Below are 18,854 nucleotides of genomic sequence, written 5' to 3'. Positions count from 1 at the left end.
GTTTATCTTCCAAAGTCGTCTTGCACACGCACAATGTCATCTTCATCCGATGGATGTGCTGCATCGGTATGTTGCCATATTTCCGAGATCATGCCCCATCCTTTCAATCCTACCAGACGATGGCGCTGGCCGCAATTGAGACGGATGATCTCTCCGGGCGCAAGGGTTTTCAACGAACCTTCTTTATCTGTTTCGCTGATGATTACGCCCGCTTCACCTGCTACCAGTTTCCATATCTCGGCACGTCTGTGGTGATATTGCCACGAAAGACGTTTGTCAGGCTGCACCATCAGTATCTTCGGACTAAGCTTCTCGCTGATCTTGAGATCGTTTATTTCTATACCGGGAAAGAATTGTGCTGCGAATTGCTTTGCCTGTGCTTCATCAATCACGAAGAAGCCACCCCACGGGCGTTCAAAGTCTTTGGCTACTACTTTAAGTCCCAGTTCATCAAGGTATGCCTGTACCTTGCCGAAAGTTTGCTGTTTGGAATCGGAGTTTGAGAAAGTTATCATTGATAAAATCAGTTAAACATAGTTTGCGTTCAATCGGACGCACATCCATGGACACGCTATCGGATCAAGGCAGAAATATCGGCATTCGAATGATATTTTCTTACTGCCGGTACTTCCTGTAATTTATTTTATCAACGGCTTATTCAGCAAATACATATTTTGAATATCACCCTCGAAAAGTGAACGCTCATCTTGATAGAAGCGCACAAAGTCGGGAGCCGAGGTGTGCCCGAGGTAAGGTGCGTAATGATGTTTCTCGTTATCGTTTCGCCAAACCAAAATGTACGCCACGTCTATATCACGGTTCGCTTTAAGGGGCTCCAGTATCACTTGTGTGAACCACTGCGGATGGGTAACGCCTTCCAATCCCGTTTCGGTGAGCGCGGCTACTTTATTTTTCTCTTTGGCCAGCCTGGATACAATGCGCATCACAGTAATAAAATCCTGTTGCTGTTCTGTTGCTGATTTTTTATTCCAGGTTACGCCCACATCCATATAGTCGTCCAAACCGAGTATATCTACATAGTCATCACCAGGGTAAGCATATAGATACATCTGGTTGCCTTCTTCAAGCTTTATGCGGCTGCGATCAGGAGAGAATGCGTAGATGAGGTTGTGCAATTTCCTGGTATCGCGCAGATACTTCACCGTGAACTGCCACAACTGTATATATTCTTTTTCGGAGCACAAACCTTTGCCCCACCAGAACCAGTTTCCGTTATGCTCATGGTACGGACGAAAGATGATGGGTATAGATGCGTTGCCATCTTTGCAGTTCTCCAGAAAATCGGCTACCAGGTCGAGCTGTTGCACAAAATAAGCATGTGTTTTTCCTCCGGGCAGTATATCATATACAGCATGAGTTGTATCCCACGCATCCTTTTTACTTACCGGGTTGTCTGCGTGCCATGATACTGTGCTGATGCCTCCACGTTTATAGGTGTCGAGTATCGATTGATGCATTTTTTTAAAATAGGCGTCTTGTCCTTGTTTACCAAGGTTGCCCAGATCCCATCCGTGTATAGCAGGATAATCACCACATACATCTTTTATGTCCGATCGTCCGGCTTCATCTTTCCATTTTACACCATACGCATCGCTGTCCTGGTGACCGAAGAGTATACCAGCCTTACCGATCTTTTTCAGGTTCTGATCGAGTGCTTTTGTTTTATCCGTTGCCTGTCTATCAACCAACTTCTGTGCTACTGCACACGAGAATGAAACCAGCAATACCCAAACGATTAAAATTCTTTTCATGGTATATATCAATACAGGGTTACTTACCACCGAGGCACCGTTGGATAGCCCGGGCGTTGTAGCGGTTCCGAAATCTGTGAGCAACCGTTGTGCGTTCGCACTACCCATCGCGACTGCCATGACACACAGAAAAGTAAAGACAAGTCTCATGAAGAAAAGAATTTACAGGCTCACCATTTCACTATTCGGGTTTACAAAAACAATATCACCACCAGCAACAGACAGAGTATGAGCATAACCTGCAGAAGCACCTCCAGGAAAAGAAGAATCCGCATTCTTTTAAAATCTTTGTTTACAAGCCATCTCTCCAGCGAGAGAGTCCTGGCGATCCACTGCAACATGCTTTTTATGGAATAAACCCGCAGGAAAGTTGGCGTGAATCGTGTTGACGTGCGGGTGGTAAATCGACCAAAAACGCAGGACAAACGGTTTCAATGGGCATTATAAGGGTTTCAGGCAAAAATTAAGAATCGATAAAATTTGGAGGCATCCATGGCCCAACGAGCTTCATCCTTTTGAGAAAATCGTAACCGGTAAGCCAAAAAGAATGTACTTTTGACGGACAGAGAACCTGCCTTCGCTTATCCCGGAACAACACGCTCTCTTGGTTAACATTTAAAATTATTCACATGCAAATCACTAAAAACAAAGTAGCTGCGATCCATTACACGCTTCGCGACAATGACGGAAACATAATCGATACGAGCGATGGACGCGATCCGCTGCACTACCTGCATGGCGCGGGGAACCTGATTCTCGGTATGGAAGAAGGACTGGAAGGAAAGGCAAAAGGCGATAAATTTCAACTGAAGATTTCTCCGGATAAAGGATATGGTGAAAAGGATCCTAACATGGTTCAGAAAGTGCCACGCTCAGCTTTTGGCGACCAGGAAGTGCGCAAAGGCATGAAGTTCTCAACAAACCAGGGCAATGTGGTAACCGTAACGGAAGTAGGTCTTGACTCGGTAACGGTGGATGCAAACCACGAACTTGCCGGTGTTGAACTGAATTTTGATGTAGAAGTAATGGAAGTGCGCAACGCCACCAACGAAGAGATCACGCACGGTCACGTACATGGTCCGGGTGGACACCATCATTAGTAGATAGCTTCGAGCTTCGAGCTTTGAGTTATGAGTTATGAGCTTCGAGTTTGGAAGATGCCAGCTCGGAGCTCTTTGCTTTTGGAACCGTTACATGTTAAAAGTTATCAGTTACTAGTTGTTGCAGCCAGCTTTCCAACTAACTGCCGAAGTACAAAACGTTCTAACATAAATTCGTAACAAGCAGAAATATCAGTAACCCCCTACATCAATCTTCCTGCAGCCTGCAGCCAGAAACCATATCTCTCGTAACTCGCAGCTAATAGCTCGCGGCTATTTCCTCACTCTACTCCCAGTTCTTTCCTGAGCTTCTTCGTGAGCTTCGACTTTATCAGTTCGTATGACTGGCGGATATAGCTTTCCAGTTCTTTGGGTTTTACTTTGGCAGGATTACTCAGCAGCACCCATTTGTTGCGCGCCATATAAGGCGCAGGTTCAAAACCTTCGCGCACGGATAGCTCTTCATAATCCTCATCCGGTACTTTGAAGGAAAGTTTGAAGGAACCTTCCAGCGAGGTGACACAAAACATTTTCTCGCCAATACAGAAACACAGATCAGCCCCCCACTTGACGTCTTCCGTAACAGCAGGGAGCGAGAGACAAAATTTACGAAGCGATTCGGGTATCACGTTATCAGTTAATCGTTATTAGCAAGCGTCCAGTTGCCTGTAGCCTGCAGCCAGAAGCCATGCATTTCTCACAGCTCGCCACTCACAGCTCACCGCTATTTATAGTACGTTACTTCCACACGGAAGCGCGGGTCGATGGCACCGAGTCTGTCGAATGCTGATTTGGATATTTTGATGATCAGTTTATCAGTAAGTGCCGTGTCGGGAAGTTTGCCCATTACGCGTACAAATACTTCGCGGTTATTCAGTTCATTCTTTACTTTGAGAATGGTGCCTACCGGTGCCGTGCGGTGGAGCGCTAAATATTTCCGGTTGCCATCAGTGCCTTCTATCAACTCTGCAATTCCTTTTTCCAATATCTCATCGCCATTCTTTACGGATTCCGAAATGCGAATAGTAGTATTGGTAGGTTGTTGCTGCTGCGTTGTGGTTGTATTTGTATTTTTTGCAGTCTCTGTCGGTGGCGGATCGTTCTTTACCGGTATATCATTCTTCACGGGCTGCTGCACGGTAGTGGTTGTCTCACGATTGGTTACGGTGGAACGTGTTACCGATGTATCTTTCTTTACCACAGATTGTCCGTGAGGTGGACGTACTACAACGGTCTGGCCAATGCTTAGCTCATCGTTCTGCAGATTGTTCCATTCCTTCAATTGCTGCACCGAGATGTCGTACTTGTTGGCAATGGAGTAGAGTGTTTCCTTCGCTTCCACCACGTGCTGACCCGCTGTATTGGTATGCGCTGGTTGCGTTACAGCGGTTTGTGTATTGTTGTTGGCAGGATTTGTTGTGGAATTGGATGACGCTGTGTTGCGCTTGCGTATCACGATCTCCTGGCCTACTGATAAATTGTTATCGGCAAGGTTGTTCCATTGCCTGATCTCGTCTACCGTAACACCATACGCTTTGGAAATGGAAAACATGGTTTCTTTGGCGGCTACCACGTGGATAATACCTCCGCCTGATTTGGCAGTTGTGGTGTTTGTACTCTTCGCAGTATAGGGCACTTTCAATATTTGCCCGATGGAAAGACCTGAGCTTGCCGTTGGGTTATATTGCACAATAGCATCTACCGTTGTGCCGTAGCGTTTGGAAATCGCGTATAGCGTCTCCTTTTCGCCTACCTGGTGCACTACAAATATTTTTCCATTCACTGTTTCTATGCCCAGTGAATCCTGAGCCTGCGGCTGAAAAAATAAGGCACCCGCATATATCAATACATTCATCATAAAAAATAACTTATCAGCTCACATTTATTCTTCACGAAAATTACGCATCCGGCGAGGATGAAAAAAGTATCCTGACCGATTCCTTTCAAGGACTCATCCAGTTTTTCATGCAGCAGCACTTCACCGGCTAATGATAGCACTAACAAATAATTCGCCAGCCCATTTTCCTGCACATAGTATGAAATAAAAATCCTGCCGTCATGTTCCAGATATTCCAACGCAGTTACGGGCAATAAATTTAGTCCGCTCTCTAAAAATGTTTTCACAGTAGAGAAATAGGCTGTGCCCTCTGCATACAAAGAAGGCTTAAAAAAATTTGCAGTTTTCTTCTCCTGCAATTCCGGCAACGCACCGGCAAGCTCTTTCCCGGTGAGCACATCGAGTACAATTTCTTTTGTGCCCGTTTTTGTGGAGATGCCGTTAACGTAAAGATCGTTTACGGAGAGAATCGAAAAATCGTTATGCCACCACAGCAGTTTCGTGTCGTGCAGCGAATAGGCCAGCAGACCTTTCTTATCCGGATTTGACGTGTCGAGGTAAATCGTAAACAACACTACGTCTCCCGCAGCTGCACTGAGATTTACCCACCACAACTCATCAAGCGTTACATCCTGCCACAGGAATAAATCACTCGCATACTGCCAGGCCGAAAACGAAACCTGCTTACGCTCGTGGTTGCGTACTTCCAGCAATATGATATCCTTCTCCGGTAACGCTATGGTATTCCATACAATGCCAGGGAAGCGATGCGAAAACTTACGTTTCAGGGAACCGCTCAACTTCGTATTAATTATCTAATTTAGTGCAAGTATAGACGATAGAAACGTGAGGGCCGAAGACTCGGACTTTAAATTCATGAAGAACCTGCCGCTGATATTCCTGTTGTGTTTCACGCTGCTCCCCCTGCCCCTGTTTGCACAGCAGCGTGTAATGGTGATGGAGATCAAAAACGAGATCGATCCGCGCATGACGCGCTATGTGAAGCTCGCGCTGGAACATGCCACCGAAACAAAAGCCGACATCGTTATCATTGAAATGGATACGTATGGCGGTGTGCTTACTGATGCCAAAGATATTGTAGACAACATCATGGCATTTAAGAAACCGGTGTGGGTGTTTATCAATTCGGATGCCGCTTCTGCCGGTGCACTCATCTCCATCGCCTGCGATAGCATCTATATGTCGCCTGCGGCCAGCATTGGAGCGGCAACCGTTGTTGATGGCAATGGTGCAAAGGCACCTGATAAATATCAATCGTATATGCGCTCCATCATGCGTGCCACGGCAGAAGAAAATCACCGCGATCCAAAAATTGCCGAAGGCATGGTGGATGAAGATGTGGTGATCGAGGGCATAAAAAAAGAAGGACAGATCATTACCTTCTCTACTACCGAAGCATTGGAGCACGGCTATTGCGAAGCCAAAGCAGAATCGATCGCAGAAATTCTGAAACGAAATAAAATTGATCACTACCAGCTTGATCTCTTCCAACTCAGCACGACCGACCGCGTTGTGGCATTCTTTCTCAATCCCTTCATCAGCGGGTTGCTGATTCTCGTAATCATTGCCGGTATATATTTTGAAATGCAGGCACCCGGTATAGGTTTTGCCGGAGCAGCCGCACTGGTAGCACTTATACTATATCTTGTTCCTTATTACCTCAATGGTCTTGCCGAGAACTGGGAAATCCTCGCATTCCTCATCGGGCTCGCGCTGATCGGCGCAGAGGTATTTATAATTCCCGGCTTTGGTGTGGCGGGTATCGCAGGCATTGTACTTACCATTGGCTCGCTGGTACTCATCATGATCAACAACAAGGCGTTTGATTTTGAATTTGTACGCATGCACGATGTACTGCTGGCACTGGCTGCAGCCATCGGTGGCATGCTGGGCGGAACTATACTCTTGTTTGCAGGTGGCGCGCGACTTGCCAACACGCGCTTCTATAAACGAGTGGCTCTTACCGATACACAGGATCGCTCGCAAGGCTATACTTCCGGCTTTGCATCCGAATCACTCAAGGGCCGAACAGGAATCGCGCATACGGTACTTCGCCCGAGTGGAAAAGTGATGATCGATAATGAACTTCACGATGCTTATACACGTGGAGAGTATATTGAAAAGGGTGAAGCTATTGAAGTAGTTGACAGCGAAACCACATCTTTACGCGTTAAACGAATATCTGCATGAAAATTTTAGGAATTATACCCGCCCGCTATGCCTCCACACGTTTTCCCGCCAAGCCGTTGGTAGATATTGCGGGCAAGTCGATGATACAGCGGGTATACGAACAAGTGAAGAAAGCTTCCGGTATAGCATCGGTAGTGGTGGCTACTGATCACGCAGAAATATTCGATCACGTTAAAAAATTCGGAGGCGAAGTGTGCATGACAAACGAGAACCATGCCAGTGGCACAGATCGTTGTTATGAAGCACTTTCATTGCAAGCCGACACGTTCGATTATGTCATCAATATACAGGGGGATGAACCTTTCATTCAACCGGCACAAATTGAGTTGCTCGCTTCGAAGCTGAACGGACAGACCGAAATTGCCACGCTCATCAAAGCAATCGATCAGCCTGAACAGTTGTTCAATCCCAACCTGGTAAAAGTGGTAATCAATAAATTGGGCGAAGCACTATATTTCAGTCGCTCCACTATTCCGCACATTCGTAACACACCGGAGCGCGAATGGCTCAGCAAGCATACATTTTATAAGCACATTGGGATGTATGCTTATCGCACCGATATACTGGCACAGCTTACACGCATTTCGGTTTCATCGCTGGAGCGTGCCGAGTCGCTCGAACAATTGCGCTGGCTCGAAAATGGTTTCAGGATTATGGTTGCTGAAACAAAAGCTGAAACGGTAGGCATCGACACTCCGGAAGACCTGAGTCGCGCGCTTACCTTGTTAACAGCGCAACAGCTGTAGGTTGCTATATCACAAGGAATATTATCGGGTAATACCCATGACCTGTCGCAGTGAATTATAGTCGGCATCCGATGCTTTTACAAAACCTTCTGTTCCATAGAGGTCAATCAGCATTTGTTTGCCTTTGGGTTCTTTGGCAAGCTTCACCAGTGCCAGGTATAATTTGCGCGCAGCTTCTTCATCAAAGTTCCTGGAAAACACAATGGGGTCGTTGGGAATAGCATCGGTTTTTACCAACGTGATCACTTTCTGATCAACATCCGGATATTTATCTTTTAAACGAACCCTCGCATCGCGCAAGGTGCCATCGGTGGCTGGCGGAGAATAGAATGCAGCACCGGCATCTACTTTGCCTTCATATACCAGTCGCACAACTTCATCATGCTTCTTGGCAAAAATTTCTTTGGCGGGTTGAACCTTGTTTCGCTCCAATATTTTGCGGGGATATAAGTAACCCGATGTAGAAAGCTCATCGGTATAGGCAATGGTTTTGCCCTGCAGGTCTTTTACCGACTTTATACCAGACGATGCCCGCGTCAGTATTTGTCCATAGTATACCGAGTGGCCAAATCGCACCGTGCGAAGTTTCACCACCGCGCCATGTTTTTTATTGGCCAGTATATAACTCTGGCTGCTCATGATGGCAAACGAAGAACCATTCTCGCCAAAGTAATCTACCATGGCATCGTAAGACGCGGGTATGATCAGCTTGATGGTCATGCCGGTTTCTTTCTCCAGAAATTCTTTGATGAAAGTTCCATTCTTGTTGAGCAGCTCGGTAGAAATGGAAGGCGTCAGATAGAAGTTGATTACGGTTTGCGCCCGGGCAAACAATGTGCAGCAAAATAACAGGGCAGGCAGGAGGGTGGCGTTTTTCATGTGGTGTATAACGGTTGAGGAGTATATATACAAATCTGTATCCGGTAGTTTTCTTATCCGGCGGAATACAATATAGGATTTAATTTGCTATTGGCTACTGATCCAACTGGCACCGCATCGAGCCATGTTTTCCAATCATTCATGCGGTAGCTATTCGTAGGCTCTATCACCCGGATATCTTTATCCATATAAATCATCGTCATTACCTTGCGTGGCCTGGCCGATCGGTTTACGCCAGCCCGGTGATAGGTCCAGCCGGAATGAAAGCTTATCTCGCCTAACTCAAACGGTGTTTCATGGACGGGAAATTGTTTCAAAGCTTCTGCGAGCATGGCTTCGCTTTCATCGCTGATCTCCTTGTCGCGGCCTATTGCTACATGCTGACTCGATTCAGCAAAGGCAAGCGGCCCCATCTCCAAGGGCGTATCCTGCAACGGTATCCACACCGTGATCGTATTATCATTCGACAGCGGCCAGTAGAACTGATCGGCATGCCACGGTGTAATACCTCCGGAAGGTTCTTTATACAAAGCCTGGTCGTGGTATAGCCGAACGCCCTGCACGCCCATAAGCTCTGCAGCAATCCGTGCCAGTCGCTTGCTGAACACAAACTCACGAATGGCATCGTGCTCACGCCACATATTCATTACCTGTAGAAAAGCCTTCTCATACGTAGTGCGCTCTTCCATCGGCTTGGTAAGTGTATTCAGTTGAAATACCCATTCGGTGATGATGTCACCATACCATGTTAACAACAATTTGCTGAACACATCCTTTAATTTTATATAGCCTTTGTCGCGATAAAAGCGCACGGCATCTGCAGACAGCAGATAGGGAGTTTCCAACTCCCGCAGAAATGGGTGACGATCAGTATGCGGGGTCATACGTCTGATTAGTAAATATAACCAGCTGTTTTCAAAGAGCCTATCGCCGGTGTGGCAAACTCCTTTTGGAGTTACCAATAATTTTATTTCATTTCGAAGTAAAATTCACTGAATGCGAATGAAAAATCATTTTCTCGGTCTTTCCGTTGTGTTTGCATGCATCATCGCCCTGGCATCGTGCAGCAAGAAAAAAGAAGCAGAGACTGAAACCACGCGCGATAGTCTGGCCATGCAGTATTCTATCATCAGCACATTGCCTCACAATGCTGAAGCATATACACAGGGATTAACGATTTACCAGAACAAGATCCTCGAAAGCACGGGCCAGAATAATCGCTCCTGGATTGCGGAAGTAAACCCCGGCTCGGGGCAACACGATAAAAAAGTAAACTTGCCCGGCCAGTATTTCGGTGAAGGTATTACGGTAATGAACAACAAAATATACCAGCTCACCTGGCAGAACAAAGTGGGTTTTGTATACGATGCCAAAACCTATAAACAGTTGCGCGAATTTACCTACGATACAGAAGGCTGGGGCATTACAAATGATTCCAAAAATCTGATCATGAGCGATGGCAGCGAAAAGATATACTTTCTTGATACAACAACACTCAAACCCGTAAGAACCATTACCGTGATGGATGGGGGAACGCGCGTGAAAAAACTCAACGAGCTGGAGTATATAAACGGATATATTTTCTCGAATGTATACGAGACGAACTGGATACTGAAGATCGATCCGAACAGCGGCAAGGTTGTAGGCCGGCTTGACTTCTCTCCTATCGGGAATGAGATTCGGGCGATGTATCCCAATGCCGATGTATTGAACGGCATTGCTTATGATGCCAATTCAAAAGCACTTTTAATCACCGGCAAATTGTGGCCGAAAGCATATCTGGTTCGTCTGCAGTAAAAAAAACATTTATATAGCCATGCATCTATATTCAGATAGATGCATTGGCCAGTGCTGAAAGGTTTTTAGATACTTTGATTTGTCGCTTTTCGAGTTCGGTATTGTTGATATCGAAGCGGAGTGTGCTGTTCTCCATCACTACAAAGCTGAAGCCTGCACCTTTCTTGAAAAGTCCTTCGCGTTCGCTAATCACCATTACCGGCTTCCCTTGCGTAACTTTCAATACGTCCTCCAAAGCACCACTGCGACCATCGGCCAGAAATATAATATGAGGTTGGCTGATCTCTGCGAGATTATCTACCTGATTTACTTTTACGATCTGGCCGTTTACATTCTTCCCATTTTGCTTCATCAGTTCGTCAAATATCTTCGACTTGCCGAACACGGTAATGTGTATCTCACCCTTCAACTCCGGCCAGGATGAATACTTGGCAATGTTTATCACAAACAGCGAATATACCTGATAGTTGGTAGTTTGTGCTTTTAAGGATGACGAAGCCAGCACAACGGCAAAGAGTATATAGTATCTGAGGGTCCGCATATCGTTTATCGTGTAAAGTTGATCTGGTAAGACAGTTTTACAATGTATTCGCGGCTTCGCCCGGAAATAGGAGCAAAACCACCGTTATAGGCCTGGGGTATAGCTGGGTGCTCATTGAGTATATCGTATACACCCGTTCCTGCTGTAAGACCCGGCAGTATATTTTTATAGTTCACGAATGCATTGACAATGAGGTATGGATCAAGTGCTGTACTTACTGCGTTGCCATCAGCATCTTTTGTTGTGTAAGCATAACGCTTGCTGGCATAGATAAAGGTTGGATTGAAGGTAAGTTTTGGTGTAAGGTTGAAGTTGGTATTCAACGTGATCTTGTGCGAAGGGAAACCAACATTTTGCTTATCGGTTTGTGGCACATGGTATATATCTACTGTGTTGCCTTTTATAGCCTGGCTGAAAGAATAGGTTACATGGGCGTACCAGCTTTTCTGGCGAACGCTGTATACAAACTCGATGCCTTTGCTTCCGCTCTTGTGGAAATTCTCATACCACTCCTGAAAATCTTCGCCATCACCGGTAGAATTATAAATCATGATATTACGCGTGCTGATGCTGAAAGCATTTACGGCCAGTAGCATCTCCGGTGTAAACTGGTAGCCCAGCTCAACTTCAAACACATCCGACTTCTCCGGTTTTATTTTTCCTCCTAATGCGATGTTAATGTTTTGCAAAGAAGGCGCCCGGAAGGCCTGGCTATAGAGTACTTTGAAGTGGAAGTTCTCAATCTTCTTGGTGAGCGCGAGACGCGGTACAAACGCACCACCGTAACGGTTGTTCTTCTCGTAACGGAACCCGAGGGTAGTATTGGCCAAACGATGCTTGAAAAGAGCTTGCGCATAGAATGCAAAGTTTGAAAGTGTGAGCGATCGCTCTCCTGAAAATGTACTGAGCACCGTGCGATAATCGCCATGATCGCCAAAATATATACCTCCAAAATTCACGTTAGTCTTACGCGACAAACTGTACTGCGCATCCAGCTGCGAATACAGGCGGGTAGCTATAGCCTCGAAGTCGGGAGTATTGGTTTCCTTCGATCCGTACGACCACGGTATCTGACGGTAAAATTTTACCTGCGGTGTGAGCTTCAGTTTGTTGCTGATGTTCCAGTTATAGCGCAGGTCGGTAAAGAGATTTTTGAAGGAGACAAACACCAACGGATCGGATGTTTCAAAGTTTTCGTACATCGCACGGAAGGAAAGGTCTTTATACTTTAACCCTACGTTGATATTCGTAGGATCAGCCTTCGATACTTTGGACAGATTCTGATTAGTATATGTTCCCTGAATATTATCGTTGTGATGTTTCTGATCGCTTACAATACCGGAGCCTTTAAACGCTGAGAAGTCCCACGAAAGCACGTCCGATTTCTGTGCGGCCATTACGCCAAAATTTGTTCGCCCTATAGCATCCGCATGAAAGCCTCCGGTGCCATATACGGTTACGCCATTCAAACTCTCGGCAGCTTTTGTAATGATATTGATCACACCGTATTCGGCTGAACCCCCATATATAGCAGAGCCGGGGCCGCGTATGATCTCGATACGTTCCACAGCATCTACCGGAAAGCGATTACCTACAGCTACTGATTGATATAACAGATCATTGAAGGGTTGGCCGTCCATCATTACCAGCACCTTGCCCTCATTCGCCCAGCTTCCCCGCAAGCCTATACCCATTACAAACTGAAGGTCTTGCATCACATCAAAACCAGGCACCAGGCGTAGCACATCGATGAGATCGCGTGCTCCGCTGTTCTGAATTTCTTCCGAAGTAATTATACTGATAATGCCCGGAGTTTCGCGCGATGAAAGCTTCTGCGTGGATACAGCAACATTTTTGTTGAGTATCTTCTGCAAGTCACTTTCGGCCGTAAATGCATTCAGATTAAGAAGTGAATCAAGATCCTGGGCAGCGAGCGATGTGGAAAATAAAAGAAAAAGGGAAAGCGAGTAGAGGTACCTCCATTGCATACAATTAGGACTGGGTTGTTATAATTCCTGGCCGCTACCTATATATTGAGGCCAAAAATTAAAGTTTATTTACAGGTAGTGATCAGAATACTTATTCTTATCGACTCCCAAAATAATACTATTTTTTTACTTCCAAAACTTCCCCTATATCTACTACAAATAAAAATGGGACCATACCGGCTATACCCGATACGATCCCTTGTATATAGGGTTTTATACTGGATCAGTACAGCATTGGAATCGTTCTTCCTTTCGGATACTTCACTTCAAATTTATACACCACTTTCTTTGCCTGGTTGGGTTGCAGATTCATTTCCCACACAAGTTTGCCGGTAGTACTGTTTACGTTCGCTCCTCCTGCATCCGTTGTAGTCACCTCAATCTGGCTGTTCTGCGAAACCGGAATCTGATCTTCTACGATGATCTTAACGGGTTCTGCTTTTGTATTACGAACGGATATTTCGTAAGCGTAACTGTCGCGCTGGTTGGAGCCAATCGCTTTGCGCGAGCTAAAATCTTTCAGTTTCTCACGTTTCACCACAATGCGCTTGTCGCGGCCGAGGGAAACCGACAGTGTATCTTTTATACTGCTGGGATCGATGAATGTTTTGGCTACAAACGTTCCTTCGAAGAATACGTTGGCTTCGCCCGGTAACAAACTAAATTCTTCCCAACCGGTAACGCGCGCCATCAGAAAGGCATCAGCATCCAGTTTGGGTGCTACCGAATATTCATAGTCCGATTTCAGCTCGTGATTTTTAATATCCACAACGGTAGGTTTACTGGACGAAGCTACCGTGTAAGGCAATGCTATATCAAATACAGTATTCAGTGTTGTTTGCAGTGTGTTTACAAAATCGGCAGTAGTCCCTGCAGAAGCAGCATCCATGGCTACTTCTTCTTCCATCTTCTCCATGGCAGCGGCAGGAGCGGCTGAGCGCGCATCCTTATATTTCATTGGTTGGTAGCTATATTTGGGTTCCGGGCGTTCCCAATCCAGATACCAGGTATATAGTTCAGGTTTCAATCCTCCGAGGTTGGGGTTGGCGGTGGAGAGTTTCAGTTTTACACTCTTCCAATCCTCGCCTGTACTTTGGTATACATTGGCTTTATAACGCAACTGCACCGGACTCTTTGTATCAACAGCGCGCAAATCATATACCGGCTGCCAGCCTGCATTGGCTACCACATAACGTACATCCAATGCTACTGTAGCGGGTGCATCTGCAGAAACACTTACCACTATCTCGCTGGTGTTGCGTGCATACAGTTCGTTCTGCTCATTGATCTGACGCTGAAGTTTAACAATACGTTCATTAATCTTCCTGATCTTGTCGCCCTGTTTGAGATTAGACACTGCTATCTCTCCCAGGCGTTGACGATAAAAATCTGCCATACCTTTTAGTTCGGCAACAGTCAGGTTTTGGTTTGCACCACCGATCTTCTGATTGCTCAGCAGCATTTGTTCTTCTTTATTGAGGATTTCTTTTTGAGCCTGCTCTAATGTTGCCTGGCGCTGCAAATATTCCAGTGAATCTTTTAATGAACGCAACATCTTCGGAACGTTCAGCTCATTAAGATAATTCTGCTGATGGGCTATACCGAGAATGATAAAATTACCTTTACCGGCTACTTGTATACTTTGTGCATCGAGCGAGGATGGCAGTCCCGTTACAATAAGATCGGTCTTCCCCGCTTCCACGTGTGTCCGTGCTTCCCGCTCTACTTGTGCTTTATTCAGAAATACTGTTACATTATCGATCTTCGATTCTACGTTCTTCTGTTGCTGCGCGGCAAGCGGATAGCTCAACAGCAACACGAACCCTAACATGGCTTTATTCATATATGGTTTGATTTTTTAGCAAGATGCAGGTCTGGAAAGTTTTCCATACAAAAAATCAAAAAAATCTGGCAACACGCAATCCGAACGATTCAACACAGATAAATTAATAAGAAATCGTTATCTTTTCTAAGGCATACAAGCCCGCATACTCACCCCTTGGCGTATCCATTAAATAGTTGATGAAATGGTAAAAAAATCAGGGCAGCCGTTCAAAATTGCCATTGTTTATGCTCTGCTGGGGTTGGGCTGGATCTATATTAGCACAGTTGTATTAAACTCTTATTTTGATAAAGAATCCGAAAGACATATCAACACGATACAGGCATGGCTCCGGTTAGCGTTCATCACCGTTTCAGCAGTTGTATTATATATATTTATCAACCGGCTTTACAAAGCGTTGCAACAACGCGCCACAGAGTATGGAAAACTCTTTCAAAAAAATCCTAACCCCATGTGGGTATACGATCTTGATACCTTGTCATTTCTCGCAGTAAATGAAGCCGCTGTTCGCGAATACGGATATAGTGAAAAAGAATTTCTGTCAAAGACTATCAAAGATATACGGCCATCGGAGGATATACCCAAGCTGCAACAGGCGGTGCGAAATATACCGCAGGGCATTTACTCATCGGGTATCTGGAGGCATCTTCGTAAAAATGGAGAATTAATATGGGTGGAGATTACGTCTTACGCTATGGATTGGGAAGGCAAACGGGCAGAGCTGATTTTATCGCACAATGTAACAGAAAGGGTAAAATTTGAACAAAGTCTCCACGAACTTAACATGACGTTGGAAGAGAAGATCAGAGAACGCACCCATCAACTGGATGATACCAACCATGAACTTACGACCATGAACGAAGAGCTGGTTACTACCAATGAGGAATTACTTTCTACAAATGATCAGCTCTCGGCCGCACAGGAAAAGATACAGGAACAGGCAGAAGAACTGGTACGTCAAAGCCAGCAAAAGCTTAACAGCATTTTGAGCACGCTGAAAGATATGGTGTGGTCTGCACACTTCAATGGGAAAGGTGAAGACGTTACAATCGACTTTGTAAACAACGCTGCCGAAGAAATCTATGGTTACTCTCCACAAGAATTTTATGAAAATGACAACCTGCTGCGAGACACCATGGTTGTAGGTGATGAACAAACTGTTATTTCCAATATGCACACTCAGTTAATGAGCAATCATTATCTGGAAATCGAGCACCGGATACTTACCAAGCAACGCAAGCATAAATGGGTTATCAGCCGCATCTGGTTAACAAAAGATTATACCGGTTCACCCATACGCCTCGATGGCATCATTACCGACATAACCCAACGGAAATTTGCCGAGCACGAACTCATCACACAAAAAGAAACACTCCAGCGACTGATCGATAGTTTACCGCTTATTATTATACTGTTCGCTCCGGATGGACTGGTAAAATTTACCAATGGCTTTTGGGAGAACACGCTGCACGAGGCAACCCACGAACTATCGGAGGGAGATGTACTGAGAGATATATTTCCGGATGATGCCGTACGCAAAGACGCTGCTGACTTTATGCAAACCGGTAAAGGACATTGGCAGGATTTCAAGACCATGACAAAAGAAGGTCACCTCATCGATATCAGTTGGTGCAGCATACGACTATCCGATAATTCATTGATCTGTATCGGGCAAGACATTAGTCAGCGTAAAAAGCAGGAAGAAGAAAAGAGTAAACTTCTTCAGCAACTGGTTAATCACAATAACGATTTACTTCAATTCTCTTTTATTGCTTCACATAATCTTCGCGGCCCTGTTGCTACGATACTGGGTCTGGCACAGCTGATAAACTTACATCCTACTACTAACCAGGAACTTGGGTTATTGCTACAGCATCTCTTCTCATCGGTAAGCAAATTGAATGATGTAATACACGATCTCACCAAAATACTGGAAATACGCAGCGATCATTATCAATTAAAGGAGTGGGTAAATATACAAGACATCTTTCAGTCCATTCGCGATGCTTTGTCATTACAGATCATCAACAATAACGTAACGATCCGGGCAGACTTCACACCGATACTAAGTTTCTTTTCCATCAAAAGTTACTTTCATAGTATCCTTTATAATCTTATTTCGAATGCCATCAAGTACCGTGCTGTCGATCGGCCTTGCATTATTGAAATACAGAGTTTCAAAACGAATACGCATGCAGGTTTCGAAATACGTGATAATGGTATGGGTATAGATCTTGAACAATTCGGTCATAAGCTCTTCACGCTATACCAACGCTTTCATCTCGATGTAGAAGGAAAGGGCCTTGGGCTATATTTGGTCCGCACACAGGTACATGCGTTGAACGGCACCATTGATGTAGCCAGCAAGCCTGGCGAAGGAACAACCTTTACAGTGAGCTTTCCTGCCATTACAAACATGCCTGCATAATGCGTTATTATTCTCACGTGAAGAAGCCTATATTTGCCGAGCTGAATTTCTATGGATAAGATTTTTTCACTGGCATCTTTGCAGGCATTTACACATGCTATCTTCAAACACATTGGCTGCTCAGAAAAAGAAGCAACACTGGCAACAGAAGTATTGCTGCATGCCGATTTACGTGGTATTGATTCGCATGGTATAGCACGACTCTCCGGATATGTTCGACTGTGGGAAGCGAAGCGCGTAAATGCCCAACCTGATGTTCGCATCGTACACGAATCGCCCAGTACAGCGGTTGTCGATGGGGGCAGTGGTTTGGGATTGGTAGTGGCACCGAAAGCAATGTCTATTGCTATCGAAAAAGCAAAGACCGCAGGCACCGGTTGGGTATCAGTAAGAAACTCCAATCACTTTGGTATAGCCGGCCATCATGCTATGATGGCGCTCGAACACGATATGATTGGCATCGCCATGACGAATGCGAGTCCATTGGTAGCCCCTACATTTTCAGTAGAACGGTTATTGGGCACAAACCCCATTGCTATTGCTATACCAGCCGACAAACAACCTCCTTTTATAGCAGACTTTGCTACTACAACCGCTGCGAACGGCAAGCTTGAAATATTACAGCGCAAAAATCAGAATGCCCCGGTTGGTTGGGTACAAACTAAAGATGGTAAGCCTTCTACCGATCCAAATGAAACCAAAAGTGGCGGAGCATTAATTCCGCTGGGAAGCGATCGTGAACATGGAAGTCATAAAGGATATTGCCTCGGGGCGTGGGTAGATATATTCTCTGCCGTTCTATCGGGTGCCAATTATGGGCCGTGGGTTCCGCCATTCGTAGCGTTTCTCAGTCCTCCGAGTGATCCGGTGGGCGAAGGCATCGGCCATTTCTTTGGGGCCATGCGCATCGATGCATTTCGTTCTGCCGGTGAATTTAAAGAGCACATGGATAACTGGATAAACCGCTTCCGCAGTGCCAAGCCTGTTGAAGGTCAAGAACGTGTGCTTATACCCGGAGATCCGGAAAGAGAAACACATGCTTTACGCCTGAAAGAAGGTATACCTTTAAATCCTAAAGTAGTAGAAGATTTAGAACAACTTGGAGCAAAGCTTGGTATAGCGTTCTAGAATCCGGCTGTTACTCCCACTCTCAACACCAATGGACTGTTGTAAGGAGTAACTTCACCATAGTTAGCAGCCCTATAGCTGAAGTTATACATCGCTACAGCATAGAAGCCTGCATGCCTGCCGATCGGCTGAAAGAAACCACCACCGGCAAGAAAACTATTATAGGTCTTGCGAATGCTTTCACTGGTCGTGATCGGATATTCGTAATTCAGGTATTCATACTCTGCCTGCAGAAATATAGGTGCATATATACTATAGCGCACAAATGGGCTAATGCCATAGTCGTTCGTAGAGAACTTGGGCGTAAACTGTTTATACTTGGTGTACCGATATTGCACTTGTACACCCGCTGCCAGCTTCGGAGTGATTTTATAGCCAACTAACGGTGATACTGAAACAAAGTCATAGTAATTGGAAAAGCTAAGGCCGAATCCACCACCTGTAAACAGTCGTTCGCGCAGTGTTGGCTTGTCACTCATCTCTTCTTCGCCCCATTGTGCCATAGCGAATGTGCACACTGACATGGCGAGCAAGGTTATCAAAGTCTTTTTCATATATCTAGTCGTGAAGACGTTTAATCCAAG

At 45.4% G+C, this 18,854-nt stretch carries 17 protein-coding genes; 6 read left to right on the top strand and 11 right to left on the bottom strand.

From position 1 onward, the window contains the following. Positions 1-2: 2 nt before the first annotated feature. The gene (locus tag V7Q33_RS14130; protein ID WP_331982988.1) at positions 3-515 is read right to left on the bottom strand and encodes a phosphoheptose isomerase; all 513 of its coding nucleotides are present in this window, start codon (positions 513-515) and stop codon (positions 3-5) included. 123 nt (positions 516-638) lie between these two features. Then, positions 639-1,922: a glycoside hydrolase family 26 protein gene (locus V7Q33_RS14125; protein ID WP_333820237.1), complete on the bottom strand. Its 1,284-nt coding sequence runs from the start codon at positions 1,920-1,922 to the stop codon at positions 639-641. 479 nt (positions 1,923-2,401) lie between these two features. Between V7Q33_RS14125 and V7Q33_RS14120 the strand changes: the two genes are divergently transcribed. Beyond that, positions 2,402-2,872, top strand: coding sequence for an FKBP-type peptidyl-prolyl cis-trans isomerase (locus V7Q33_RS14120; RefSeq protein ID WP_331982992.1), 471 nt, complete (start codon positions 2,402-2,404; stop codon positions 2,870-2,872). 281 nt (positions 2,873-3,153) lie between these two features. Here V7Q33_RS14120 and V7Q33_RS14115 read toward each other — a convergent pair whose 3' ends face one another. From V7Q33_RS14115 to V7Q33_RS14105, 3 genes are all read right to left on the bottom strand, one after another. After that, entirely contained in the window at positions 3,154-3,501 is a 348-nt protein-coding gene (locus tag V7Q33_RS14115; protein ID WP_333820236.1) for an MmcQ/YjbR family DNA-binding protein, read from the bottom strand. A gap of 95 nt (positions 3,502-3,596) precedes the next feature. Next, entirely contained in the window at positions 3,597-4,730 is a 1,134-nt protein-coding gene (locus V7Q33_RS14110) for a LysM peptidoglycan-binding domain-containing protein (protein ID WP_333820235.1), read from the bottom strand. Next, positions 4,727-5,509, bottom strand: coding sequence for a DUF4905 domain-containing protein (locus V7Q33_RS14105; protein ID WP_333820234.1), 783 nt, complete (start codon positions 5,507-5,509; stop codon positions 4,727-4,729). Before V7Q33_RS14105 ends, V7Q33_RS14110 begins: the two co-directional genes overlap by 4 nt. Positions 5,510-5,585: 76 nt before the next feature. Here V7Q33_RS14105 and V7Q33_RS14100 point away from each other — a divergent pair, with 76 nt between their 5' ends. Beyond that, complete coding sequence (locus V7Q33_RS14100) at positions 5,586-6,920, top strand: NfeD family protein (RefSeq protein WP_331983000.1); 1,335 nt, start codon at positions 5,586-5,588, stop codon at positions 6,918-6,920. Further along, positions 6,917-7,666, top strand: coding sequence for a 3-deoxy-manno-octulosonate cytidylyltransferase (kdsB, locus tag V7Q33_RS14095; protein ID WP_333820233.1), 750 nt, complete (start codon positions 6,917-6,919; stop codon positions 7,664-7,666). Before V7Q33_RS14100 ends, kdsB begins: the two co-directional genes overlap by 4 nt. 21 nt (positions 7,667-7,687) lie before the next feature. Here kdsB and V7Q33_RS14090 read toward each other — a convergent pair whose 3' ends face one another. Both V7Q33_RS14090 and V7Q33_RS14085 read right to left on the bottom strand, forming a co-directional pair. Further along, the gene (locus tag V7Q33_RS14090; protein WP_331983004.1) at positions 7,688-8,545 is read right to left on the bottom strand and encodes a phosphate/phosphite/phosphonate ABC transporter substrate-binding protein; all 858 of its coding nucleotides are present in this window, start codon (positions 8,543-8,545) and stop codon (positions 7,688-7,690) included. Between the two features lie 53 nt (positions 8,546-8,598). Further along, positions 8,599-9,429, bottom strand: coding sequence for a phytanoyl-CoA dioxygenase family protein (locus V7Q33_RS14085; protein ID WP_333820232.1), 831 nt, complete (start codon positions 9,427-9,429; stop codon positions 8,599-8,601). Between the two features lie 118 nt (positions 9,430-9,547). Between V7Q33_RS14085 and V7Q33_RS14080 the strand changes: the two genes are divergently transcribed. Then, a complete protein-coding gene (locus V7Q33_RS14080; protein WP_331983008.1) occupies positions 9,548-10,342 on the top strand; it encodes a glutaminyl-peptide cyclotransferase in 795 nt (264 codons plus the stop codon). Positions 10,343-10,373: 31 nt separating this feature from the next. Here the strand turns inward: V7Q33_RS14080 and V7Q33_RS14075 are convergent, their stop codons facing one another. The 3 genes from V7Q33_RS14075 to V7Q33_RS14065 form a co-directional block, all read right to left on the bottom strand. Beyond that, entirely contained in the window at positions 10,374-10,883 is a 510-nt protein-coding gene (locus V7Q33_RS14075; protein WP_331983010.1) for a YfiR family protein, read from the bottom strand. A gap of 5 nt (positions 10,884-10,888) precedes the next feature. Further along, positions 10,889-12,871 carry a TonB-dependent receptor plug domain-containing protein gene (locus tag V7Q33_RS14070; protein ID WP_333820231.1) on the bottom strand — a complete coding sequence of 661 codons (1,983 nt, stop codon included), beginning with the start codon at positions 12,869-12,871 and terminating at the stop codon, positions 10,889-10,891. Positions 12,872-13,094: 223 nt separating this feature from the next. Beyond that, positions 13,095-14,714, bottom strand: coding sequence for a DUF4139 domain-containing protein (locus V7Q33_RS14065; RefSeq protein WP_333820230.1), 1,620 nt, complete (start codon positions 14,712-14,714; stop codon positions 13,095-13,097). Between the two features lie 184 nt (positions 14,715-14,898). On the opposite strand from V7Q33_RS14065, the gene V7Q33_RS14060 reads away from it, so the two are divergent. Together V7Q33_RS14060 and V7Q33_RS14055 are read left to right on the top strand one after the other, a co-directional pair. Beyond that, positions 14,899-17,142 (top strand): PAS domain S-box protein, encoded by a 2,244-nt coding sequence (locus V7Q33_RS14060; protein ID WP_333820229.1) that lies wholly within the window; start codon positions 14,899-14,901, stop codon positions 17,140-17,142. A 51-nt stretch (positions 17,143-17,193) separates the two neighbouring features. Next, entirely contained in the window at positions 17,194-18,270 is a 1,077-nt protein-coding gene (locus V7Q33_RS14055; RefSeq protein ID WP_333820228.1) for an Ldh family oxidoreductase, read from the top strand. On the opposite strand, the gene V7Q33_RS14050 is transcribed toward V7Q33_RS14055, so the two are convergent. Continuing rightward, a complete protein-coding gene (locus V7Q33_RS14050; RefSeq protein ID WP_333820227.1) occupies positions 18,267-18,824 on the bottom strand; it encodes a hypothetical protein in 558 nt (185 codons plus the stop codon). The genes V7Q33_RS14055 and V7Q33_RS14050 overlap by 4 nt on opposite strands. Between the last annotated feature and the right edge of the window lie 30 nt (positions 18,825-18,854).

The sequence above is a fragment of the Ohtaekwangia sp. genome, assembly GCF_036786105.1.
In the GTDB taxonomy this organism is placed as follows: Bacteria; Bacteroidota; Bacteroidia; order Cytophagales; family Cyclobacteriaceae; genus Ohtaekwangia.
This window is presented reverse-complemented; position numbering and strand designations above follow the sequence as displayed.